The organism is Acidaminobacter sp. QWL-03, from assembly GCF_058683855.1.
In genome coordinates this window covers 3012879-3037479 of the sequence record NZ_CM178752.1, presented here as the reverse complement: position 1 = coordinate 3037479, position 24601 = coordinate 3012879, and the positions used below count along the sequence as shown (strand labels likewise).

20 protein-coding genes are annotated in these 24601 nt (G+C 45.8%); 5 read left to right on the top strand and 15 right to left on the bottom strand.

What is annotated here, in order from left to right; genetic code table 11:
• Nucleotide 1: 1 nt before the first annotated feature.
• From rimI to AC4PHM_RS14060, 12 genes are all read right to left on the bottom strand, one after another.
• The gene (rimI, locus tag AC4PHM_RS14115; RefSeq protein WP_492018379.1) at nucleotides 2-484 is read right to left on the bottom strand and encodes a ribosomal protein S18-alanine N-acetyltransferase; all 483 of its coding nucleotides are present in this window, start codon (nucleotides 482-484) and stop codon (nucleotides 2-4) included.
• Nucleotides 485-488: 4 nt separating this feature from the next.
• On the bottom strand, nucleotides 489-1199 hold the full coding sequence (gene tsaB / locus AC4PHM_RS14110; protein WP_492018378.1) for a tRNA (adenosine(37)-N6)-threonylcarbamoyltransferase complex dimerization subunit type 1 TsaB: 711 nt from the start codon (nucleotides 1197-1199) through the stop codon (nucleotides 489-491).
• Nucleotides 1196-1684 carry a tRNA (adenosine(37)-N6)-threonylcarbamoyltransferase complex ATPase subunit type 1 TsaE gene (tsaE, locus tag AC4PHM_RS14105; protein WP_492018377.1) on the bottom strand — a complete coding sequence of 163 codons (489 nt, stop codon included), beginning with the start codon at nucleotides 1682-1684 and terminating at the stop codon, nucleotides 1196-1198. Before tsaE ends, tsaB begins: the two co-directional genes overlap by 4 nt.
• A 28-nt stretch (nucleotides 1685-1712) precedes the next feature.
• Nucleotides 1713-3899: a Tex family protein gene (locus AC4PHM_RS14100; RefSeq protein WP_492018376.1), complete on the bottom strand. Its 2187-nt coding sequence runs from the start codon at nucleotides 3897-3899 to the stop codon at nucleotides 1713-1715.
• 220 nt (nucleotides 3900-4119) lie between these two features.
• Nucleotides 4120-5230, bottom strand: a protein-coding gene (gene prfB, locus AC4PHM_RS14095; RefSeq protein WP_492018375.1) for a peptide chain release factor 2 whose coding sequence is annotated in 2 segments (ribosomal slippage) — nucleotides 4120-5166 and nucleotides 5168-5230 — 1110 coding nt in all. Because the reading frame shifts where the segments join, the coding sequence is not laid out codon by codon here.
• Nucleotides 5231-5296: 66 nt separating this feature from the next.
• A complete protein-coding gene (secA, locus tag AC4PHM_RS14090) occupies nucleotides 5297-7993 on the bottom strand; it encodes a preprotein translocase subunit SecA (RefSeq protein WP_492018374.1) in 2697 nt (898 codons plus the stop codon).
• A gap of 189 nt (nucleotides 7994-8182) precedes the next feature.
• A complete protein-coding gene (locus tag AC4PHM_RS14085; protein ID WP_492018373.1) occupies nucleotides 8183-8764 on the bottom strand; it encodes a DUF5317 domain-containing protein in 582 nt (193 codons plus the stop codon).
• Nucleotides 8754-9350 (bottom strand): DUF5317 domain-containing protein, encoded by a 597-nt coding sequence (locus AC4PHM_RS14080; protein WP_492018372.1) that lies wholly within the window; start codon nucleotides 9348-9350, stop codon nucleotides 8754-8756. The genes AC4PHM_RS14085 and AC4PHM_RS14080 overlap by 11 nt, the downstream gene beginning before the upstream one ends.
• A gap of 5 nt (nucleotides 9351-9355) precedes the next feature.
• Nucleotides 9356-10636, bottom strand: a complete 1281-nt coding sequence (locus AC4PHM_RS14075; RefSeq protein ID WP_492018371.1) for an HD-GYP domain-containing protein — start codon at nucleotides 10634-10636, stop codon at nucleotides 9356-9358.
• Nucleotides 10637-10917: 281 nt separating this feature from the next.
• Nucleotides 10918-11541 (bottom strand): hypothetical protein, encoded by a 624-nt coding sequence (locus tag AC4PHM_RS14070; protein ID WP_291400263.1) that lies wholly within the window; start codon nucleotides 11539-11541, stop codon nucleotides 10918-10920.
• Nucleotides 11542-11807: 266 nt separating this feature from the next.
• Entirely contained in the window at nucleotides 11808-13412 is a 1605-nt protein-coding gene (locus tag AC4PHM_RS14065; RefSeq protein WP_492018370.1) for a sodium:solute symporter family transporter, read from the bottom strand.
• Between the two features lie 141 nt (nucleotides 13413-13553).
• Nucleotides 13554-14723 carry an ester cyclase gene (locus AC4PHM_RS14060; protein ID WP_492018369.1) on the bottom strand — a complete coding sequence of 390 codons (1170 nt, stop codon included), beginning with the start codon at nucleotides 14721-14723 and terminating at the stop codon, nucleotides 13554-13556.
• Between the two features lie 462 nt (nucleotides 14724-15185).
• On the opposite strand from AC4PHM_RS14060, the gene recD2 reads away from it, so the two are divergent.
• The 3 genes from recD2 (at nucleotide 15186) to hpf (ending at nucleotide 18994) form a co-directional block, all read left to right on the top strand.
• Complete coding sequence (recD2, locus tag AC4PHM_RS14055; protein ID WP_492018368.1) at nucleotides 15186-17441, top strand: SF1B family DNA helicase RecD2; 2256 nt, start codon at nucleotides 15186-15188, stop codon at nucleotides 17439-17441.
• A gap of 91 nt (nucleotides 17442-17532) precedes the next feature.
• Nucleotides 17533-18315 (top strand): ComF family protein, encoded by a 783-nt coding sequence (locus tag AC4PHM_RS14050; RefSeq protein ID WP_492018367.1) that lies wholly within the window; start codon nucleotides 17533-17535, stop codon nucleotides 18313-18315.
• A gap of 145 nt (nucleotides 18316-18460) precedes the next feature.
• The gene (gene hpf, locus AC4PHM_RS14045) at nucleotides 18461-18994 is read left to right on the top strand and encodes a ribosome hibernation-promoting factor, HPF/YfiA family (protein WP_492018366.1); all 534 of its coding nucleotides are present in this window, start codon (nucleotides 18461-18463) and stop codon (nucleotides 18992-18994) included.
• A gap of 34 nt (nucleotides 18995-19028) precedes the next feature.
• Here the strand turns inward: hpf and AC4PHM_RS14040 are convergent, their stop codons facing one another.
• Nucleotides 19029-20282, bottom strand: a complete 1254-nt coding sequence (locus AC4PHM_RS14040; RefSeq protein WP_492018365.1) for a tetratricopeptide repeat protein — start codon at nucleotides 20280-20282, stop codon at nucleotides 19029-19031.
• A gap of 592 nt (nucleotides 20283-20874) precedes the next feature.
• Here AC4PHM_RS14040 and AC4PHM_RS14035 point away from each other — a divergent pair.
• Together AC4PHM_RS14035 and AC4PHM_RS14030 are read left to right on the top strand one after the other, a co-directional pair.
• The gene (locus AC4PHM_RS14035; RefSeq protein ID WP_492018364.1) at nucleotides 20875-21537 is read left to right on the top strand and encodes a CoA transferase subunit A; all 663 of its coding nucleotides are present in this window, start codon (nucleotides 20875-20877) and stop codon (nucleotides 21535-21537) included.
• Complete coding sequence (locus AC4PHM_RS14030; RefSeq protein ID WP_291405287.1) at nucleotides 21530-22180, top strand: 3-oxoacid CoA-transferase subunit B; 651 nt, start codon at nucleotides 21530-21532, stop codon at nucleotides 22178-22180. The genes AC4PHM_RS14035 and AC4PHM_RS14030 overlap by 8 nt, the downstream gene beginning before the upstream one ends.
• A 104-nt stretch (nucleotides 22181-22284) precedes the next feature.
• On the opposite strand, the gene AC4PHM_RS14025 is transcribed toward AC4PHM_RS14030, so the two are convergent.
• Together AC4PHM_RS14025 and larAH6 are read right to left on the bottom strand one after the other, a co-directional pair.
• A complete protein-coding gene (locus AC4PHM_RS14025) occupies nucleotides 22285-23301 on the bottom strand; it encodes a nuclear transport factor 2 family protein (RefSeq protein WP_492018363.1) in 1017 nt (338 codons plus the stop codon).
• 22 nt (nucleotides 23302-23323) lie between these two features.
• Entirely contained in the window at nucleotides 23324-24580 is a 1257-nt protein-coding gene (larAH6, locus tag AC4PHM_RS14020; RefSeq protein ID WP_492018362.1) for a nickel-dependent malate racemase, LarAH6 family, read from the bottom strand.
• Nucleotides 24581-24601: the final 21 nt, after the last annotated feature.

The window sequence follows — 24601 nt, the reverse complement described above, 5'->3', positions numbered from 1 at the left end:
ATCAAATGGTCTTCCACATGATCAGCGCATCTTCCCCGCTGTCCAGGTAATAGCCCTTACGCACGCCCATGGAGACAAAGCCTGCTTTTTCGTAAACATGAATGGCCGAGTTATTGCCGCTCCTGACTTCCAGCGTCAGGGACGCCGCCCCAAGGGACTCTGCCTCCCGCACAAATTGAGCGATCATGTCCTGGGCGTACCCTCTCGACCGCTCCTCCGGATCAATGGCCAGATTGGTGATGTGGCCCTCGTCCAGGATCAGCCAGAACCCGCAGTAGCCCACGAGTTTTCCCCCGACCTCATAGACAAAATAGTGGGCGCGGGGATTGGACGTCAGCTCTTCCTCAATGGCACTGCGCGGCCAGGGCGTGGTAAAGCAGAGCACTTCCAGCTCCGCCACGCGGTCGACATCAGCAAGGACCATGGGTCTGAGGACGCTGCCGGCGATACCCTTTGCCTGCATCTGGTGATCAGAACCTGTCATCCCTTCACCCCTTCAGCCGCTGTTCGCGGGTCACTTCTGCCTCGGGCCGGCGCAGATAATTCATGGGCACCTTGTCGTAATCGACGGCCGGTATGCCTTCCAACCGGGCGCACATGGCCACGGACGCCGCTCTCTGACAGCGCATTTCCTGGGGCGCCAGAGCAACCCGGTCGCCTAATTGGGCATGGACGCGCTCATAGGCCTTGGACGCGCCTTCGCCCATAAGAAGCACCTCCGTCCCCGACCGCTCAGCGGCCTCCAGAAGTCTGGCAGCGAAGTCGTCCACCGGCCAGGCAGCCTCTTCCACTACGGTCGCCAGGCCATCCGCATCGAATTTCCAGGCCCCCGCATAGTATTCATTTCGCCGTGCATCCATCATGACCGCAACGATCCGCCGTGCGTCATAGGCGTTGTATGCCGTTGCCCTCAGGCTCGACACCGGGATGATGCCAATCCCGAAGGGCTGGGCCAGGCCTTTGGCCGCTGACACCCCAATCCGGAGCCCCGTAAAGGACCCTGGTCCGATGGTGACGGCAATCGCATCAAAGTCAGGAATGGTCAGTCCCAGGTAGGTGAGCGCGTTTTCGAGCATGGGCATCAGCTTCTGGGAATGGGTCATGGGATGCTGCAGGACAAAATCTGCCAGAAGCAAATCGTCCTCCACCACCGCGACCGACGCCACCAGGGAAGAAGTCTCTATAGCTAGCATTCTCATGAGCGGGCCGCCTCCTCTTTGTAAGCTTCAATAAGCGCTTTGATTTTTGCCCGGGTTTCAGGCGTCGGCGAGGAGAGTCTGAGACACCGCTCCTCCGCTTCAAAACCGTAGCCTATTTCGATCCAGAGGGCCGTCTCAGGAACCATCGGCTCAATCATCCCTGCCCACTCAATCAGGCTGACGCCCTTGCCGTAGACAAAGTCATCAAAGCCAATCTCCTCCATTTCTGAGGGGTCGAGGATGCGGTAGACGTCAAAGTGATACACTTCCATGCCGCCCGTTGTGCTATAGACGTTCATCAGGGCAAAGGTCGGACTGGTCACGTCCTCTTTGACGCCCAGGCCGGCGGCAATACTTTGTGACAGGGTGGTTTTGCCTGCGCCGAGGTCTCCCGTAAGGGCCACGACAGCGCCGGGCTCGAGCCAGCCTGCAAGAAAATGTCCGAAGCGTTGCATAGCCTCGACAGAATTTATGATCAGGTTCAAGTATTATCAGCTCCTTACAGGCTTGCCATTATGCTTTCTTCATGGAAAGGGAAATTTTGCCGCGCTCCTTGTCGATTCCAATAACCCGAACCTCAACCGGATCTCCGACGCGGACCACGTCCATAGGATCCTTGACGAATTTGTCGGAGAGCTGGGAAACGTGGACGAGGCCGTCGTTCTTGACCCCAATGTCGACAAAGGCGCCAAAGTTGACCACGTTTCGCACCGTGCCCATCATGACCATGCCTATTTCGAGGTCTTCCATGCTCAGAACGTCGCTTCTGAAGACCGGTCCCGGCATATCCTCGCGCGGGTCGCGGCCCGGCTTGAGCAGCTCCTCCACAATATCCTTCAGCGTGAGGATGCCCGCGCCGGTCAGCTCAGACAAGGCCTTAAAAGCTTCCTCAGGTGACTTTTTCCCCGTGGATTCCTGCATGCGAGCGAACAAATGGGTTCTGTCCATTTTTCGCGTTTCGTCCAGACTCAGCTTGAGGGTCTTGAGCAGCGCCCTGCAGGCCGCGTAGGATTCCGGGTGGACAGAAGTGCCGTCCAGGGGCTCCGTGCCGTCCGCTATGCGAAGGAAGCCCGCGCACTGCTCGTAGGCTTTAGGCCCCAGGCGCTTGACTTTGAGGAGCTCTTTTCGGCTATGGAATTTACCGTTCTCTTCTCTGTGAGATACAATGGACTTCGCCAGTGTGGCGCCAATCCCCGACACATATTGCAGCAGCGATGGCGTGGCGACATTGAGGTCGACGCCGACCGCGTTGACGCAGGCTTCAACGACGCCCTTCAGGGAGTCGTCCAGCTTCGCCGGATTCAGGTCGTGCTGATATTGCCCGACGCCAATGCTCTTGGGGTCAATTTTGACCAGCTCCGCCATAGGGTCCTGGAGACGGCGACCAATTGAAATGGCCCCCCTTGTCGTGACGTCCAGGTCCGGATATTCCTCGCTGGCCAGCTTCGAAGCGCTGTACACTGACGCCCCCGCCTCGCTGACAATGGTGTAGTGCACCGGCCGGTCCGCTTCCCTCAGCATCTCCCCGACAAACTGCTCCGTCTCCCTGGAGCCAGTGCCGTTGCCGATGGAGATCAGATCCACACCGTGTTTCTTAATCATGCCCAGCAGCACTTTTTTCGCGCCTTCGATGTCGTTGTGGGGCTTCGTTGGATAGATGGTCGTCTTGTCGAGCAGACGTCCGGTTTCATCCAGTACAGCGACTTTGCAGCCGGTTCTGTAGGCGGGGTCAATAGCCAGCACGGTTTTTCCCTTGACAGGCGCCTGCATCAGCAGAGGCTTCGTATTCATGGCGAAAACGCGGATGGCTTCCTCCTGGGCTTTTTCAGTAAGCTCACTTCGAATTTCACGTTCAATGGAAGGAAGCATCAGTCGCTTCAAGCCGTCTTCGACTGCCAGGGTGAGCTGAACCCGCTGAGCCTCGGATAAATTTTTGATGAACTGTTTTTCCGCCATCTTTGTCAGGTGGTCCTCGTCAATGAGAAGACAGACTTTCAGAAACTCTTCCTTTTCACCCCTGTCAATGGCGAGGATTCTATGGGACGGCAGGGTTCTGATGGCCTCTTCAAAAATGTAATAGGTTTCATAGACGGAGGTTTTATCCGGATCAGCCGCTTTGGACTGCAGCTTGCCCTGCTTCTGATAAAACGCTCGGATAGCCTGCCTGAGATCCGGGTTATCCGACAGCCGTTCTGCCAGAATGTCTCTGGCGCCAGCCAAAGCGCTTTCAATATCAGCCACTTCCTTTTCTTCATCTATGAAGGTCTCGGCAAACGCCATCATAGCCGCTTCGTCGGACTTTCGGTTACTTTCGTCCGCCAGCCAGTCTGCAAGCGGTTCAAGGCCCCGCTCCTTGGCCATGGTGGCTCTGGTTCTTCGTTTTTGCTTGTAAGGCCGGTACAAATCCTCCACGCGCTGGAGCACAACCGCCTCGAGGATCGCGGTTTTCAACTCTTCCGTCAACGCCCCCTGGCTCTCAATGGAGGCTATGACCTCTTCCTTTCTCGCCTCCAGGCCGCGAAGGTATTTTAAGCGTTCATCAAAGGCGCGGAGGGTTTCATCATCCGTCCCGCCCGTCATTTCCTTTCTATAGCGCGCGATAAACGGAATGGTGTTGCCTTCGTCAATCAAGCGTACTATAGCCTCGGTTTGTTGGGCCGCGAGACCCATCTCCTTGGATAAATGTTCCAATATATTCATATCCATTGCCCCTTTAATCAGTGTCGTCATGGCACGTCAGAGCTGAAGCACTTCGTCAGCGAGTCATCAATCCTCCGCGTCGCTACTCTGCGTTGCTTCTCTGCGTTGCTTCTCTGCGTTGCTTCTCTGCGCTGCCTCTCAGCCTGGCCTACCGGCCGTCTCAAGATAGAAAAACCGGTTCGCTGCGATATTCGAACCGGTTTTTAGTCTGATGTGCCTATCAGGATTTTCTGGAGTTTTCTTTTAAATAGGCTTGTATAAAAACATCCAGTTCGCCATCCATGACACCATAGACATTGCCGACTTCAGCGCCAGTTCTGTGATCCTTGACCAGGTTGTATGGATTGAAGACGTAGGACCTGATCTGACTTCCCCAGGCGATCTGGGAATAGTCCCCCGCAAGGTCTTCAATGCGCTCCTTGTGCTCACGCTCCTTAAGCTCGAGGAGTTTCCCGGTCAGCATCCGCATGGCCGTTGCCCGGTTGGAGTGCTGTGAGCGCTCGTTCTGACACTGCACCACAATACCGGTTGGAAGATGAGTGATCCTCACAGCGCTGTCCGTCATGTTGACATGCTGTCCCCCTGCGCCCGAAGCCCGATAAGTGTCAATTCTGAGGTCCCCCGGATCAATCTCCACGGTGATCTCCTCGTCCAGTTCAGGCATGACATCCACCGAAGCAAAAGAGGTGTGCCGCTTACCCGAAGAATCGAAAGGCGATATTCTAACCAGACGGTGAACACCCTTTTCAGACTTTAAGAAACCATAGGCGTTTTCGCCTTCAATTTCAAGAGCGGTGCTTTTAATTCCCGCCTCATCATCTCTCAGCAAATCCAGGATTCTGACTGAATAACCATTGTTTTCTGCCCAGCGCGTAAACATCCGCATCAGCATGGATGCCCAGTCCTGAGCATCCGTACCGCCGGTCCCGGCATGGATGGACAAAATGCAGCTGTTGTGGTCAAATTCCCCGCTGAGAAGAGTCTCCAGCTCGAGCGCTTCAATTTTCTGAGCGAGCTGTTCCACACCCGTGACAATGTCCTGCTCAACGCTGTCATCCGATTCCGCCATCGCCATCTCCGCCAGCATCTCCAGATCCTGGTGGGATTCCACGAGTGAATCGAATAAATCAATTTTATCTTTTAGGTGCTTTGCCTGCTTCAAGACCTTCTGAGCCGCGTCCGGATCATTCCAGAATGCCTCCTGAACCGTCTTCTCTTCCAGATCCTGATGCTCCGTTTTCAAACGGTCAATGTCAAAGTGAACCCCTCAGTTCTTTCAGACGCTCCGACAGTTCCCGCAGCGTTTTTATTCTTTGTTCAATAGCCAGCATCCAATCACCTTCTCAAGGAGGGCTTCAAACTGCGCCCTCAATTTATCTGCTTAAGTCTACGGGAACTTAATTCCCTTCGTTGGCACCGCAGCACTTCTTATATTTTTTGCCGCTGCCGCAAGGACACGGATCGTTGCGTCCCACTTTGACCTCTTTTTTTGCCGATGGTTTCGACGCCGACACCGTATCGCCACCGCCTGATTCCGCCGTCACCTTGACAGAGCTCGTGCGCTCCGTGCGCGTCTCTACAGTCGCATGGAAGAGATACTTAAGCGTATCTTCCTGAATATTGCGGATCATCTCGCCAAACATATCAAAGCCCTCAATCTGATAAGCTCTGACTGGATCCTCGTTTCCGACGGCCCTCAGGGAAATCCCCTGCTTCAACTGTTCCATGGCGTCAATGTGATCGATCCACTTGTCGTCGACCACGCGGAGCACCAGGAAGCGCTCGAGCTCTCTCATCCTCTCAGGCGTGAAGGCTTGTTCCTTCTCTTCATAGAGCGCCAAAGCTTTTTGAGTCAGTGCCTCTTCCAAGGATTCACGAGTCAGAGAAGGAATGTTCATCTCTTCCACGATTGCGCCCTTTGGCAGGTAAATCTGGTGCAGATGCTCCTCAAGTCCCTTCAAATCCCATTCTTCAGGGAAATCCGCTCCGGCGGTATACGCCTCAACTGACGTTTTGATAACCTCGTCGATCATGCCCAGCACGTGATCCTTCATATTTTCGCCATGGAGAACCTTGGAGCGCTCCGAATAAATGATGGTACGCTGGCGGTTCATGACGTCGTCATATTGAAGAACGTGCTTACGAATGCCAAAGTTGCGGCCCTCAACGCGCTTTTGCGCGGTTTCGATAGATTTTGACAGCACGCTGGCTTCCAGAGGCGTGTCCTCGTCCATGCCCAGTTTCTCAACCATGTCCTTGACTCGGTCGGAGACGAACAGGCGCATGAGCTCATCCTCAAAGGAGAGATAGAACTGCGAGGATCCCGGGTCACCCTGGCGACCTGCGCGGCCGCGGAGCTGGTTGTCAATACGCCTCGACTCATGACGCTCAGTGCCTATGATGTGAAGGCCGCCAACGCTTCTGACATCCTCCGCTTCAAGATCCGTCACTTTTTTATGCTCAGCAAAAATCTGCTCATAAAACGCCTTAGCCTCGATGACCTCCGGGATGTCCGGTGTCTTTGGCCTGAGCACTTCGTAAATCATCTCATCCGTATAACCGTGCTTTAGCATATCACGCTTGGACATAAACTCAGGATTGCCGCCAAGGACTATGTCCGTACCGCGGCCCGCCATGTTCGTGGCGATGGTCACCTGATTCTTTCTGCCCGCCTGGGCGACAATTTCAGCCTCGCGCTCATGCTGCTTGGCGTTCAGGACCTCATGACGGACGCCGCGCTTACGAAGCAGCTCACTGAGATATTCAGAGGTTTCGATGGAAATAGTGCCCACCAGAACAGGCTGACCATTTTTGTGACGACTGATGATATCCTCTATGACGGCATTGAATTTGCCTTTGGTTGTCTTATAGATCGAATCCGCAAGGTCTTTTCTTTGAATAGGACGGTTCGTTGGAATCTGAAGTACGTCCATATTATAGATGTGCTTGAACTCCTCTTCCTCCGTCTTGGCTGTACCAGTCATACCTGCCAGCTTTTTGTACATGCGGAAGTAGTTCTGAAGAGTTATTGTCGCAAGCGTTTGAGACTCTTTTCTGACTTCCAGATTCTCTTTTGACTCTATGGCTTGGTGAAGGCCATTGGAATAGCGTCGGCCAAACATGAGACGGCCGGTGAATTCGTCTACAATGACAATTTCGCCGTCCTTGATGACGTAGTCCACATCCCTCTTCATGATCAGCCGCGCCTTCAGCGCTTGATTGATGTGGTGAGAAATTTCCATATTTTCAGGATCGCTTAAGTTTTCCAGGCTAAAGAAACGCTCCGCCTTTTCAACGCCGCCGTCATCCGTCAATACAACCGATTTCTGCTTTTCGTCTACAACGTAGTCGATTTCGTGTCTCAAAGTTGACACGAACATGTCCGCGACCCTGTAAAGATCCGTGGACTTGGCGCCTTCCCCGGATATGATCAGCGGCGTGCGCGCCTCGTCCACGAGAATAGAATCCACTTCGTCCACAATGGCGTAGTTGAGTTCCCGCTGCACCATCTGTTCCTTGAAAACCACCATGTTGTCTTTGAGATAATCAAAGCCGAACTCGTTGTTCGTGCCGTAAGTGATGTCCGCATTATAAGCCGCGCGGCGCTCCTGGGTGCCGATCCCGTGCACAATACAGCCCACGGTGAGGCCCAGGAATCCATAAACCTTGCTCATCCATTCCTTGTCCCGCTTTGCGAGATAGTCGTTGACCGTGACCACGTGAACGCCTTTCCCTTCCAGTGCGTTCAGGTAAACCGGCAGCGTGGCAACCAGCGTTTTGCCTTCACCGGTTTTCATCTCGGATATACGGCCCTGATGAAGCACAATACCGCCAAGCAGCTGGACAGGATAATGCCTTAGGCCGATGGTTCTGACGCTCGCCTCTCTCACCACAGCAAACGCTTCCGGCAAAAGATCCGCAAGCTCTGCCCCGGCTGCCAGCCGCTCTTTAAACTCAACTGTTTTTCCCGCCAGTTGGGAGTCGCTCAGCTTCTGCATTTGAGGCTCAAACGCCTCGATTTGATCCACCATTTTCGAGAGACGCTTAATCTCCCTATCATTGAAGTTACCAAACAATTTATCCAACAAAGCCATGCTTTTCAATCCTTTCCTACTTTAAAAGATACCTCATACATTATATCACAACACTTAGACGACTTTATCACATTTATCTTAACGTTTGATTAAATCTGGGGTCATGTAAACACAAAAAACCAGACATCCGACAGGCAAAATCCACTATTAAAAAAGACTGCCTTTAACCAGCAGCCCTTTTATCACGAGTTAAAATCTGTAATTGATCATACTGCCGCTTTTTCTGAACCACTGAGTCAGCATTGAGTCCTGAATGAAATAGGCGAGTCCGCCACTTATGAAAAGATCACCCACACTGAACAATTTAGACAGCGGATAGATTTCAGGCAGCGCAATGACTTTGCCCAGATAGTAACTTAAGCCATCTGCGCTTGTGATCAGAATATAATTGATCACCGAGCCATCCTGAATGGTCTCAAGAAGGGACTGCATCCCCGCTCTCAACAATGCGGCTTCTGTGACCGGCATCCTGAAGCCGGCGCCAGCCATGGCCAACAGATTCAAAATAGCGCCAATTAATATAATGTAAAAGCCCTTCTTTTTTCTATTCATAATTATGGCTGAGACCATGACCAAGATCCCGGCGAACGGCAGAAAAGAGAGCCAGTTTTCAGACTTAATAAAAGGTTCAAGGACTATAGGCAGTATTTGCAGAACCACAGCTGTTAAAATCAGGCTGACACCCGCGATCTCCAGCTCAAGCAGATTTCTGACCCTGCCGCCGCGTACTATTCCGGCGATCAGGCCAAGGGCTAAAGCTTCAATAAACATGGGTTTCCTCCTCTTCCAATGCATTTGGATTTTCTCGCAGATTTAGTATGAAGACCATTAAAACGCCTAAATCCAAGACCAGATCTCCAAGACTGACGCTCTTGGGCATTGGGTATGGCGGTCTCAAATGCAGTATATCCGCGAGAAACGGTAGTTTTGTCGTTTCAGAATTAAGGGCTGAGTGTCCAAATACCAGCCCTGATTTTAGCTGCTCAGCCGTCTGAGTGAAACCATAGCTGATGGCCATATCAATATCCACTGGCATTTTTCCATTGTTAGAGAAAATCACAATCATGTTGAGGGCGACGCCAACCAGAAGAACAGCCACGCCGGGTGTCTTGAGATTGAGCGCGAAAAAGGCAACCAATAACGAATAGACGAGCACCATCAGCGTCAGTTCATAGTCAAAGACGATCCCTCGCATCTCTGAGGTGCCTCGATTCAAAATGAACTGGATTCCAGCTTCAATGACAACCGCCAAAAAAGGGAGCCAGACACCCTTGATCTTGATGTTCTCGACCAAAAAGTGCCACCGATTGCTGACCACTGCGATCAACAGGCCTAAAATTGTAGTTTCTATCAGCATAGGCTTCACATCATTTCATGGGTTTTAGGAATTTGTCCATTTTCTGCGCAACGGACAAAAGCGTCTACAACCGCCGGATGGAATTGTTTACCCCGTTCCTCCTTGATAATGGACAGCGCGATCTCAAAGGACATGGCTTTTCTGTATACCCTGTCTGAAGTCATGGCATCAAAACAGTCCGACACTGCAATGATAGCTGCCTCAATGGGAATATCCGCGCCGGAGATCCCCTCTGGATAGCCTTTTCCATCGTAACGTTCATGGTGGTACCGGATATAATTGGATAGATCCTCAAGGGATTTGACATCTTTGACAATATTGGCGCCAATCTCCGGATGCTTCTGGATGATAGCCATCTCGTTTTCCTCAAGCCTTCCGGGCTTATTGATAATGGCATCACTGATGCCTATCTTTCCAATGTCGTGGAGAATAGCGGCCGTTTTGATTTCATCAATCAACAGGACCGGTATTTTCATTTCCTTAGCAATAATAGTTGAAATCAGCGCGACGCGGTGTGAGTGGCCGTTGGTGTATTCGTCCTTGGCGTCCAGCGCATTGGAGAGGGTTTTTATAGTCTCAAAATACTGGTTTTTCATGTCTAGGTAGAGTTTGAAGCTGTAGCGGGCTACGAGGAGAGGGCCGAGAACCAACAACACCATAAACCATCCGCTATTTTTATACAAAATCGCCATAAAGACGCCGATTGGCGAAATTCCAATGAAGTTCTGCCCAATCCACACAAACTCATGCATTACTTCTTTAGGTTCTAATTGATCCAACAAGGTATAAAGTATACTAAATATTATTATGTTGACTATAATATTCACTATTACTGCAACGATGATCCCGATAATACCAAATGAGGAAACTGTCAAAGATGGCAAAACTGTATGACTTAGTAAGTAGGCATTGCCGGCAACTAAAGAACCAATGGCATAAGCACTGCCATTGAATAACCTCTTGTATAAAGAACTGTTAAAGATGTGTTGGTATTTACCATCCGAATAAAACACACTGAAAAAAGTACCCAGAAAATTGATTGCCGCAGCAGTAAATGGATCAAACAAAAGTATTGCTGCTAATCCAATGGCAAATCCTAATGAGACATATTTTTTTTCAGTGACTTGAACAATCATCGAATCTGCAACAAAGGAAAGCAAAGCAAAAAAAAGCACTGAAGTCACTTTTGTTTCAGCGCTAATCATTTGTATCGCTTCAAAAATAATAAAAAATCCAAATAAAATAATCAGTGATGTGAAAATTCTCAAGCCTACGTTTTGTTTCATATAGGATCTCCCATATTAATTCGTACTAAATAAAAAATTCGGTCGGTCGATCGGTGGCTTAGGCTATTTCCAGCCTATATAAGCTCCACCAGCCAGTAAAAGAGACAGGAACGACATAACAACTACGGATAATCTCTTTTTCATTGAAAAGAACCCCCTTGTGAGCTGACTCTGCTGCTTCGCTATGGGCTGCAGGTTGTCTTACTCTTCGCTAAGGGCATTCCTGATTTGCGCTTTAGTACACCGACCGAATTTTTTGCCAATGAGGATTTGGTGCCGTATTACAATTGATACATCTTGCGATTCACTGCGTCAAGCGTTGCTCTGACAACCGCTTCGTTCTCAGATTTTCTGACCACTGCCGCGCCGACCAGCAACTGCTCATCATGGCTGTCAGCAAGGGAAATCGCCACCATGGCCACTCTGGTTTTCGCCAGCAGATTGATTTCAACGTCTTCCACTACGAGCTGACGGTCTGACTCCAGCATATTGAGCACACAGTTCAGCGTCGCTGTTACAACCAGTCTCATGGCATTGCGCAGTGAGTTCACGCCTTTGCAAGTTCCAATAAATTCTTCGTCAAACATTCTCAGCTTGACAGTAGCTGTCGCAATATTATCTTCTTCAACCTCGTATGTAACCTTTGACAAAAGGATGCGCTCAAGACGCTTGTCTCTGGATCCGTCTTCTATTTGTGCGATGCTGATCATTCTATGATCAATAGGCATGCCATAATACGCCGTCAGTGAGGATTGGATGTCTCTGGAAATCTGTTTTGGGGCTCTGGTCCGATTAGTCAATACGTGAATTTCGCGAATTTCCTGTCCATCCAGTACGACTTTGGAAGCGATGACGCCCGACAATTTATTTATGACGTCTTCATACTTAAGTACTTTTTCTTCCATGCGTAATTCCCCCATTCTGAGTACCATGTTAAAGTCATTATACAAAAAAAATGAAGTCTTGCAAATAGCGTCAATCACTGATTTCAGGCGAATTGTCGAATAATTTCTAATATTACAGAGGTTTAATTCAATTGTAATGTAATTGTAAAATACACATCGCAGTATATGTCAACCAATATGATGAAATCGTTTATTGGTCCAACAAGAAAGTGAGGCACCTTAAAGGCGCCCCACTAAACTTCATTGATAATTGAATAATAACCTATTCAAGAGTACTGAATAATCGCTATGAATATATACTGAGCCAAGAAGAAAACCAACGCAGCAATAGCATATTTATCAAGCGAGAAAGGCAGAACTGAAACGCCCTCCTCTTTTGTTGGCATGCCATTAGACAGCATCTTCTCCCGCATACCTTTGGCAGTGAACTCTTTATACTCTTCGACATTTTTAGCGCTCTTAAATACAGAACTCGCAAGATAACCAACTACAAAGGCAATCAAGAAACCTATGAGCGGGTTCCACAACCAGCTTGTTCCCAAAATTTTTGCAATCCAGAATACCGCAGGAACACCTATTATAAAGCCTGTTGCGACACCTTTATCGTTCGCCTTAGCAGTAAACATTGCAAGAACGAATGAGGCAAATGCAGGTCCAGAGAAGTACGATATGTATTTACCTACGACATCAAGAACCGATTTAACAGTTCCGCTGAATCCAAAGAGTACAACGACTATGACCAGTAATCCAATCGCAGCAGAAATCTTTAATGTCAACTTTAAAGATGTTTCACCCTCACCTTTGAAGAAATATCTTTCATAGACATCTTTAACAAAAACTGTTGTCATTGAGTTGATCAGGGAATCCACACTGGACATAGCGGCCGCAAACGCACCAGATACAACAAGACCAATAATTCCGACAGGCAGATTCTCAAGAATAAAGCCAATCATGATTTGATTGGAAGTTTCAAACTCTTTGCCTTCATAGAATACAAACAGGATAAGTCCTACCCCAAGCATCAGGAAATACATGACATTCATAATGACCGCGCTGCTGAGGTAAGAACTCTTCACGCCTTTCATTGACTTAGCTGTAAGCACTCGCTGCATTTGTGCTTGGTCGAAACAAAAATAGCGAGTCCACATTACTGCGCCACCTAACAGTGAAGCCCAAAATGCATTGGTTTTTGTAATGCTGAGTTCGAAATCCAACATCGCAAATTTTCCAGCTTCTTTAGCAGCGCCAAGAGTTTCGAAGAAACCCATATCCAGTTTGTCTAAAGCTACAAAAATCGCGAAGAATAGACCGCCCCATATGACAAAGGTTTGTGCAACATCTGTCCAGATTACCGCTTTGATCCCACCTAATATTGTGTAAATAATTGCTGCCAAAACGACTAGAGGTACGATAACCTGTAATGGCCACCCCGTCATCGCTTGAAGGATCAGCGAAGGTATAAAGACCATTGAACTGATTTGAATCAATGAATTGACAAAAAACTGAATGACAGTAAGCATACGACTGATCGGTCCAAGTCTGTACTCCATATACTGATAGACAGAGGTCACTTTGAGCTGGTAAAACACTGGTGCGGTAACATACATGGCAAAAAAAATTGCGAACGGAACTGTAATGTTGACCATAAACGGTGCCATACCTGATCCATATGCCCAACCCGGACCGCCAATAAATGCATTCGCACTTATCATGGTTGCTGCAACAGAAAGCGCTATTGCAAACCATGGCATCGACCGATTGGCTAAAAAGTAATCTTCCTGTGATTCGTTGTCTTTACCTACATAGTAACCAATCCCAAGCATGCTTAAAATATAAACTATGATGATAATACTATCAATTGTTGAAATCACTTTTTTTCCCCCTTAATTAAGGTTTAAACTGAAGATAAGACTGGCCTCAGAACTTTCAATATATCAAAACAGATTATTTCGCCTGCCGCGCGAACTTAGCAAAACATTCTGTCTTTGATCAAATTTAACAGCTGCCCGATTTCACTGATTCACTTCTTCTGCCGCACAACACCCGTCCGCTTCATAGATTTGTTTTAAAACATCCAACCCGTCAAAGGTGATCCATTCTTCAACAATTTTCTTGCCAGAAAATGTGTAATGCGTTATCCCATGAATTTCAACTGGTTTGAAACTCGGTTTTCCGAAATATCCCAATCCCTCGTGCAGCCCAGTCAATATCCATCTGACGGCGACCGAGGTTTCGGCTGACTCTTGATTTTCATTGCAAATAACTCTTTCAACAATGTAATCAGCACTTGGGAACGACGCAAAAAGGTTGACCAACATGCCTTGTATTTGTGTGTACCCCACAAGATCCTGGTCGCATATGTAATGAATGACTGCTTGTTCAGTATAGAATTCTTTCACCTGATCAAAAAGACGATAATTGTAGATTTTGCTTAACATCTCCAGAACGTATTCACCAATACTGTCATCTTTAGCTGAATAAATCTCTGGTACCATTTGCCCGTTCATATTCTCATCCAAGCCAAAGCACTTAACTTTTTTCAAACCTCTATTTGGAGAATTCGCTGCCATGCTTTTAGCTATCACATGCGGATCAAAACCCAATTGCTCACAAATAGAGAGATTATCTCTGACTAGCCATTCTTCATAAATTCTATTATTCTCAACGGCACATTCAACGGTAGTTCTGAACTCAATTTTTTTATTAGTAACAGGTCCAAAACTTGAGTCGTTCAAATTCGTCGCTATGGATTGTATTCTGTGAGAAGATAAATAGCCATTTCCATTTTCTGACCAAATCACGTTTTGCGTAACCAATTTTCGGTCCGGAAATGAATAAAGCGTCTGCAAGGTCCCCGAGACAACCGCTTGGACACCGTATGCGGACTGTGATCCGAAATGCATCTTAACATCATTGTGATAAGTGTTGTAAATTAGTCCAATGCTCTTTTCTTCCCATATTTTATGGGTGATTTTAACAATATAATCGACAATATCTGTATATTGCTCATCGAAGTTTTTCAAATTCTGACTCTTTTTCGCCTGCTTCGAAAAGTCATTATAATCTGTCCTGACAATTTGTTTGACAGTCTCAGGTTCTCCGCAATAGATTATTTGATCCCGCTCTGTTATGGTTTGATCCTCATCATTTTCATCAAACTTCTTTGCAAAATCATTATTCATACAATATCCCATCATTCACCACTCCATATTTTCAATTGAATTTTTTTCAACTTTACAGAATCATCCTGAACGCTTATGATTTGAGTAGCGACTCCATTACGGTAATTTCAAAACTTTGCTCCTGTTCACAACACTAACAAACGCTCTTCTCACGACAATCATACAGCTTGACCATTTCTGTTACAACGAACGCTTTTTCCTTTTTATGTCAATTTCATTAGTTGATTTTTATTATTTTCTTTATTTTCTGAATATTCAAAGGCAACGCTCTGATTTCAACGCGCTATGTCATACAATTCTCAAAGCCATGATGCAACAAAATTTTTGATAAAACACCTTGTGACCACTATCGGCCTTAAATCGTTGATAAAAGCCGGTCATATTTTTAAATAAGCATTGTTAAAATATTGAATTTCTCTTAGTCAAAATCCGATTTTTCTTATCTGCAAAGGATGTAGTTTAATGCATGATGATACTCGAAATTTAAACACCTTGAGTGGTTTTGTCGAAGAGATCGTATACAGAAATGATGAAAACGGCTTTACCGTCATGGTCGTGGACTGTGAGGGTATTTATTGGCATGCCAAGGGGATCATGCCCTACGTCAGAGAGGGCGAGCAAGTCATTCTGACTGGCAGGTTTGTCGACCATCCAACCTACGGTATGCAATTTGATGCAAAGCAATGCGAGGCAACTCTGCCAGCGACCGAAACGGATTTGCTGCGTTATTTAGGTTCGGGTATGATCAGAGGGATTGGTCCCTCAATGGCAGCAAAACTGATTGAGGCTTTTGGTGAGGAAATTTTTGACATCATGTCCTATAATCCCGACAGATTGTTGGCGGTACCCGGGATTGGCCGAAAAAAACTTGAAGAGATCATCTTGTCCTACCGGGAACAATTTGAATCCAGAGATGTGATTTTACAGCTGCAGAAGCTGGGGCTGACAGCGCAAATGTCTCTCAAGGTGTATCAAATTCTTGGTGCTGATGCGGTCGGTCTGGTACACAGAAACCCCTATCAATTGGCAGAGCTTGTTGACGGCTTTGGATTCAGACACGCAGATGCGCTGGCAAGGCGCATGGGACTGGATCCGGGTTCTCCGGAGCGAGTCAGGGGCGGACTGCATTATGTATTGGTTGACAGTTCGGCTCAGGGACATACCTTCATACACAGCAAAGGACTCGCTGCACAGGCTGCATCGCTCTTAAATGTACCTGTCGAAACGGTGCTGAAAGTGCTCGGAGAAATGATCCTTAAAGGGGAGCTCTATCTCGAATCCGACTCAGAGGATCTCGAGGAGATGAAGGACTCCGTCTATTTGCCGTCGCTTTACACGGCGGAGTCCCGCGTCGCCCGCTTTATTGCAGAAATGATTGGAACCCCTGTAGGTAATATCAAAGTCGATCTGGACAATGAGATCGACAAAATCGAGATGCGTTTAGGCATTGCATTTTCTGAACTTCAGAGGCAGGCAGTCAAAGCCGGAGTCAATGAAAAACTCGCTGTCATCACAGGTGGACCGGGGACCGGAAAAACCACAATTATCAATGGTCTGATACGGATTTTTGAGAGTTCGGGCTTGAGCATAGCACTCGCTGCTCCCACGGGTCGCGCCGCCAAGCGCATGACGGAAGCGACGAAAAGGGAAGCTAAGACCATTCACAGATTGCTTGAGTATAACTATAGTGAAGATAAAGAATTTCTAAGTTTTCAGAGAAATGAGGAGTCACCGCTTGAAGCGGATGTCTTGATCCTTGATGAAGTCTCTATGATAGACATCATCCTGATGCAGCATTTGGCAAAGGCAATCAAGCCTGAAACGAGACTTATCCTTGTTGGTGACGCAGACCAGCTGCCCTCAGTCGGCCCTGGGAATGTGCTTCGGGATATTATCGATTCCGGCAGAGTTCCGGTGATTCGGCTGACTGAAATTTTCAGACAGAGCGAGCGCAGTATGATCGCCATCAACGCGCATAGAATCAACCACGGGGAGTATCCTTTGCTGAATGATCGGGACAAGGATTTTTTTCTTGTGAGCGCCAGACACCAGGACGACATTTGTTCCCTTGTTATTGATCTTGTGAAGCGGCGTCTTCCTGAGTATTATGGGGTGGACCCTATTAAGGATATTCAGATCCTGACCCCAGTAAAAAATTCCAGAGTTGGTACGAAAGCGCTGAATGAGCTTTTACAGCAAGCCCTCAATGGAGATGAAGACAAGCCCCATAAGAAAATAGGTGACCGCATTTTCAAAGTTGGCGACAAAGTCATGCAAATAAAAAACAATTACAACATGAAATGGGTGACAGATGACGCTATGGAAGGTGATGGCGTCTTCAACGGCGATATGGGATTCATAGAATCCATCTTGGAATCAGAGCGTAAAATGGTCATTCGCTTTGATGATGACAAGATTGCGCATTACGATTACAACCAGCTCGAAGAGGTGGTACACGCCTACGCCGTCACTATTCACAAAAGTCAGGGCTCGGAATATCCTATAGTAGTGATGCCAGTTACCTGGTTTCCGCCTATGTTGATGAGCAGGAATATCCTCTATACTGCAGTAACACGCGCCAAAAAAATTGTCGTGCTGGTTGGGGATGAAAAATATATGAAGATGATGGTGGACCGGACAGATGTCAGTCAACGCAATACAGCACTGAACTGGAAAATTGTCCGGCAGGCTGAGTTCATTGATATTATGGGAGAATAGTTCAAAACCTGATTCTCATCCAATTTTTTTACAAAATCATGCGCACACCCCGCTCACCTTTTGAGATGACGGAAGCGCACGGAGGGATTTTGTGGTCCTTGACCTCAAGCACTTGATCAGAAAAACAGCCGATTTTTGGTTTCCAAGAGGCATTACCTGCATTGGCTGCGGCGAGGACATTTTTGATGAACGTTATGGGTTATGTCCCAGCTGCCTTAAAGATTTGGGGATCATTTACGGCAGAATCTGCAGGCGCTGTGGAAGACCTTTGCCTGAGATGTCCACCACGCTTTGTTATGCCTGCTTTGGCAAACTGACTTCATTTAAAGGCAATGTTGCTTTTGCAGCTTACTCCGACCTGGCTCAACAGCTGATCTTCAAGTATAAATACAAAGACCACCGCTATATTGGTTACCATATGGCCGAAATGATGGCAGAACTCCTTAAAACTACCTGGATCAGTGATGTAGACTGCATCGTGGGCGTGCCTTCTTCAAAGAAAAGGATCAGACATCGCGGTTACTGCCAAATGGAGCTGTTAGCTGAGCATTTAAGCGAAATGACTGGTCTTTGCCATCTTAACCGCATCCTGATTCGAACACAGGACACACCAAGGATGAAAAAATTGAATCGGGACGCCAGAAGTCAGGCTTTGAAGGGATGTTTTGAGGTACGGACACCCGAATATATCTACGGGCGCTCTGTTTTGCTCATTGATGATATCATGACGACGGGATCGACTCTCGAAGTATGCTCTCGAGCGTTGCTTGAGGCTGGCGCTGCGGAAGTTTGGACTATGACATTTGCATCGGTGTATGATAATCAACCATCGGCTAAAAAGCGTTTTTTAAAGAGAATCTTCCAACATTATTAATTGTTAAAATCATGTTAATTGAAAATTGTTTGACCGCGCAGGTTAGGGGTAAAATCATAACAACTTCATCAGGATGGGAGGAGCGCATATTTAAGACCCATTTGTCTGGAAGTGACATAAAGAAATCCCGGAAGGAGTTGTTGTTATGAATGTGATCGTAGCAGGTAGAAATGTGGAGATTACGGAATCCCTGAAAAAGATGGTCGAGGAGAAACTGGACAAATTCCAAAAGTATTTTAAAACTGATGTGGAGGCGACTGCCACCTTTAGTGTCCAGAAAAATCGTCAGATCGTCGAGATTACGATCCCTCTTAAAAATGGTGCCATCTTCCGAGTTGAGGAATCTTCACCTGACATGTATGCGTCAATTGACATGGCCGTGGAGAAGCTCCAGAAGCAAATTTCCAAACATAAGACGAAACTGGAAAAGCGCTATAAGAGCCATGACACTATTCGATTTGAATATATCCCTGAGAGCGCTTACGCTGCTCCTGTGGAGCAGGGTATCGTTAAAACTAAGCGATTTCCTGTTAAACCAATGGATGCCGAGGAGGCCATCCTTCAAATGGAATTACTGGGTCACAACTTCTTTGTTTTCCGAAATGGGGAAACAGATGAAGTCAACGTTGTCTACCTCAGAAAAGATGGTAAGTATGGCCTGATTGAACCAATGCTATAATATTAAAGCCCGAAACTTCAAAGTTTCGGGCTTTTTACATTCTTCTTTTTGTGCTGTTGACACGATAGGTTTCTAAAACGGTTCTTCCAATAACAATCTTAATGGCATCAATAAATTCCTGCTCAAGTTCACTTTCATTATAAAAACTAATTAATAAATCAATGATCTTATTTAGAAAAACCAAGTCAGTTCGGTAAAGCTCAACGATTTTTTCGAGTTGTTTAATATGACGCTCCGCATAAATAGAATTTTTTTTCAACTCTTCCAGCAGGTTTTTAATTTCAATTAAAACCTCATGATTCTTGCCAAAATGCATTTTAATTTCCGCCATTGTAACCAGATATTTATTGTCAGTAGCGGAGAGTTTAAGCTTTGTTTTACTAAAAACATAATCAATATATTTTTCAGCAAGCTGGTATTCTTCTATGAGATTGTAATAAACCGCAAATCTGTGATTTAAAGGTGGCATTAATTCATCACTCTGACTTAAGAACTTCTCAGCCTCGGAGTAATTATTAAATGCTTTGCTAAAGTTTCCCCTTATTATATTGATATCCCCTATCATCTGGAGAACGAATGCCACATTATGATCTGACTCTTGTAGATCAATAACTTTCAGAAAATATCTTTCAGCATCATCATAATCACCCATTTTAAACATAGAAAGTCCAATATTGGTAAATACCTTGCAAATGACATCAATATTGTCAGTTTGATCGATCAGCAATAAACATTCTGTGGTAAGCTTATTAATTCTGGAGCGCAGACTGATTTCAGCTTCAATCTTAATCAGTTCAGATAAATATATTGCAAATCGATCGCCGGATTCTTTACCCCTCAGATAATTGACGGCAAGTTGCATATAGGCCAACGCGCGATCTATTTTCAATTGATTATAGAAAAAGATTGCATACGATCTGCACACTATTGCATAATCCTCGAGCAACTCCCTCTTGATGCAAATATCCTTTATCTTCTCAAGCACCTCAATATCTTTATGCTGATTATATGTACTTATATTTTCTGAGATTGATAAAGTCATCATTCTAATCTGAGCCTCATCCGTCAGGTATAACTCCGATAAGCTTTTTTGAAATTCATTTGTTAAGCGTATTTTAAAAGTGGTTGATCCCAGACTTCTTGTCGTAAGATATTGTTCCACTGACGAATCATACATTCCAATTTGATCAGCAAAGTTTTTTATGCTTCCGTATTTTTCAATTATTTTTTCTCGGATCTGCTGTCCAGGTGACTTAATGACAATATCACTTTTTTTATATTTCCTCATATAATCACCTCCATAATTGAGCATTCAATTTCAGGAATTGAATTATGCGCAAAAACTAGAAATGTAGGCCGATTTTTCGGCGGTCGTCGCCCAAATTTCGGCAGTTACCATTTCATAAATGTTTAACTATTATAATGCATTATATAATTTATTGAAGGGAAAGTGACAATGTATTATTTTGTGTTTGAGCCTTCTTTTTATCGATTGCATTTCGCAATAGAAGTCCGGGACATTTCAAATCCCAACAGTTTATTGCTCGTCCTTGATCTGGTTGTGTAACGCTTAACTGTTTAGACATTCAGGATCCATTCACCATCAAAATTCGCCGATTTTTCGGCATTCATTCCTCAGCCTTTGCTGCAAAACTATTTTCCCAGGCAATCGATAGTTATTATCACTACATTCAACCTGTATTGCTTGATTTTAAATCGTTTTTTGCTACGTTTTCGAGAAAATGTCTGTATGAAACAATTCGTTGTTGGCATCATTTTTGCATATTATTTAACATAGAGTAACAAGCGCATTCGTTGATTATCGATAGGTTCATCACTATTCAGTATTTAATCATTAGAAAATACACTGGAGGTTTAAAATGAAAAAAGTCATTTCATTAGAAGATGCGGTCTCCAAAATCAAAGACGGCATGAGTGTTATGTGTGGAGGATTCCTTGGAACCGGTGCACCTGAAGCGATCATTGATGAAATCATTCGTCAGGACATCAAAGATTTGACACTCATAATCAATGATACAAGTTTTATCAATATCGGAGGCGGAAAGTTAATTAATCACAAACTTGTCAAAAAAGTAATTACTTCTCACATTGGAACAAATCCTCAGTCCGGATTACAAATGAATGCTGAAGAACTCGAGGTTGTTTTGGTTCCACAAGGTACGCTCGCTGAACAAATACGGGCTGCCGGAGCAGGGTTGGGCGGCGTTCTTACACCCGTTGGGCTTGGTACACTTGTTGAAAACGGCAAGCAAAAAATCTTTCTCAATGATAAAGAGTATCTGATCGAGCTTCCTATTAAAGCGGACGTTGCTATTATTAAGGGATACAAAATAGATCATATGGGAAATATACTCTATAACAACAGCGCTAGAAACATGAATCCGCTTATGGCAACTGCCGCAGACTTAGTCATCGCTGAAGCAGATCACATTGTTGAGGTTGGTTCAATTGATCCTAACCACATCGTCACGCCAGGATTATTTGTAGATTACATAGTGAACGGAGGTCAAATCAATGAGTGATATCCGCGCAATTATAGCAAAACGCGTTGCGAAAGAGTTCAAGGACGGTGATATAGTCAATCTGGGAATAGGTCTTCCAATATTGGTCGCAAACTATATTCCCGAAGGTATCGATATATCTTTCCAGTGCGAGAATGGTTACATAAGAATGGGACCAGAGCCAAAGCCAGGTGAAGAAATAAAAGATCTCGTAAATGCCGGGGCTGTCCCAGCCACGATTCTGGATGGTGCTGCGTTTTTTGACAGTGCCATGTCATTTGCGATTATTCGCGGCGGCCATATTGACGCTACTGTCTTAGGTGCGCTTCAAGTGGATCAATATGGAAACTTGGCAAACTGGATGATCCCCGGTAAACTCGTCCCCGGTATGGGCGGCGCAATGGATCTTGTCTGCGGCGCAAAAAAAGTTGTCATCGCTATGGAACACACTGCAAAAGGAAAGCCTAAAATACTTAAGCAATGCACACTTCCATTAACAGCGGCAAATGAGGTTGACGTTATTGTTACAGAAATGGGTGTCATGAACGTGACTGACAAAGGGCTTGTTCTAACAGAAATCAATCCGGAGTATACAGTGGAGCAGGTTATTGCTGCCACAGAAGCGGATTTAATTATTTCTGAAAACTTACGAAATATGCAGTAATCTCATGCATAGCTATAAGACTCTGGTCGTTCACCTTGAATACGACCAGAGTCTTTTTCTTTTTGGACTCACCGCACTCTGCTCTAGTGATTATGCCTTTGAATTTAAAAAACTTCCGGATTGAAAATTTGTGTCGTTCGCTTGATAATATCGAGACCTTGCTGGCTCAACCAGTAAGGAAGATCAATCAGAACCCAGTTTTCCGACAACTTATCACCTTCCCGGCAATAAACATCCACCACTTGCATGTCAGCCCTTACATTGCCTCCAGGCAATCCCAAAAAACCGCCTGTTGGTGTATTGGATAAGTTTGGCCAACCAAAGAAACAAGAAAATTTTCCTTCCGCAAATCGACAGACATGACCATTAAAGGTTTTATCTTTCAAATTGTTTCTGAATGGCAATTGATGCTGTATTTGATATCTAGGAATTGTATAGGAGGCGCCAATCCCTGCAGGACCATACCAAATCATATTTTTTGACCAAGTTTTTTCTAGGATCTCCGGCGGGCAACCCATAGCGCCGCTTTTATTTAGCTCTGTTAAATCATCTACCATTCGATTTACAAGTTCAAGTGTTTTTATTCCTTCTTCTTCTGGGGCATCTTCAAACAGCAGACCATCATGGTTTCTTGGACCAGGATATACAAAGTAGCTTCCGGTTTGCGGCGGAAGCGGATTAATCCCGGCCTGCAGCATAAATCCAATAATGTCCACAAAAATCCCGGTTTTAGTAATCAAACCGTTTTCAACACAATTGAACTCCGCATATCTAAGGTTGATCATTTTGCCTGTCGGTCTTATGCCAAGCCACTCCGAATCAAACAACCCCATAAAATGCCCCATGCTCATGACCCATTCTTCACCGTCAATTTCACTGGTACCTCCAATGAAGATATCCTGGCGTCTTTGCATATGCTTCAGTGCTTTAGTAAGCGGAATCCAGAACACCTCAGCGACGTCAGAAATGCCTTGCTGCTCACGAAACGGATAAACGCCTTTCCAACTATAATCCTCACACATGAACGACCCTAGAACGTCTTTAATACTTTTGGAATCTGCATTCTCAAGTGCGCTAAAATAATTCAAAACACATTTTTTTGAAGCCTCATACTTACCCATACTCCACTTCTCTCCTAATCGCTTAGATCACTTCTGAAACGGCGGGTAAAGTTGACCCGCCATAGGGCATAATGACAATATCGACATTTCGTCCTAATGACTCATAAGCAGCGCTGAGCGCATCATCGATACTTGAAAAAGGCTCTAGAAAAATACTCCTGACAAAATCATCCTCAAGATCAGATACCAGGAAGATTCTGGCTTTTTCCAGGATCATCGCTATTGCTGCAGCTTTATGACCACCCAACTCAAATTTTTCGCGGATTCTAAAAATCATTTCCTTTGATGTTTCTGAGTGGATCATCCACTTTTCAAATACGCCTTCTCCCAATCCTTCTTTGCAAGAAGCGGCAAGTATTATGATCCCACCCGGCTTAACGGCGTGTTTAGCATTATCCAGCGCCTTTTGAGCTTGATAGACGTTGATGTCTTTTGGGTAACCACCCGCTGAGACGACAACAATGTCCGCCTGTCTTGGGATATCCACCTTATAGAGACGGTCAAGGAAACGGCAGCCTTCCTCATGGGCAAGCTTATGGTGACCAGCAAAAGCCTTGATAATCTCTTTTTTTTCACTTAGAACAACATTGAGCAGAAAATCAATCGAAATAAAGCTGGTGACTTCGTCAATGTCACGTCTTAACGGATTCGAATTCAGCGCACCTGCTTTAGCCTCATCCAGTACCATCATACTATGATTGACTTGAATTGCGTCTCTTGTCGCAACGCCAGGCATCAATGCCTTGGCACCTCCGCTGTAACCCGCAAAATAGTGGAATTCAATATTGCCCAGGCAAATTCTTTTATCTGCTTCAACGACGGGTCTGTATATGCTGACAGGGGTTCCGTGGTTCGTATTGCCCAGATGGACACAGTCTTTCACATCAAGATCAAGGCATTTTATCCTATTATAAACTGATTCACCCACCAAATAAATCATTTCATTTTGTGTGTGTTTTCTGTGGCTTCCCAGTGCAAAAACAATGGTAATGTCGCAGTCTTGAACACCTGCTGCATTCAACTCCTCAATAATAACCGGCAACACAATTTTACTTGGCATGGGTCGTGTAATATCACTTGTAACAATTGCGATTTTATCGCCTGCCGTTACAATTTCTCTAAGCGGTTTTGATGAAATAGGTTCCTTGAGCGCGCGTCTCACTTCGTCCTCGCCGCTTATGCCAATCTCGATTTTATTGGGAATTAAATTAGCCAATAGATTTTGGTCCTCAATAGTAAATTTGAGATCACCCTTACCATAGCCAACAGATATTTCCATAGTTATCCTCCGAATAGTTTA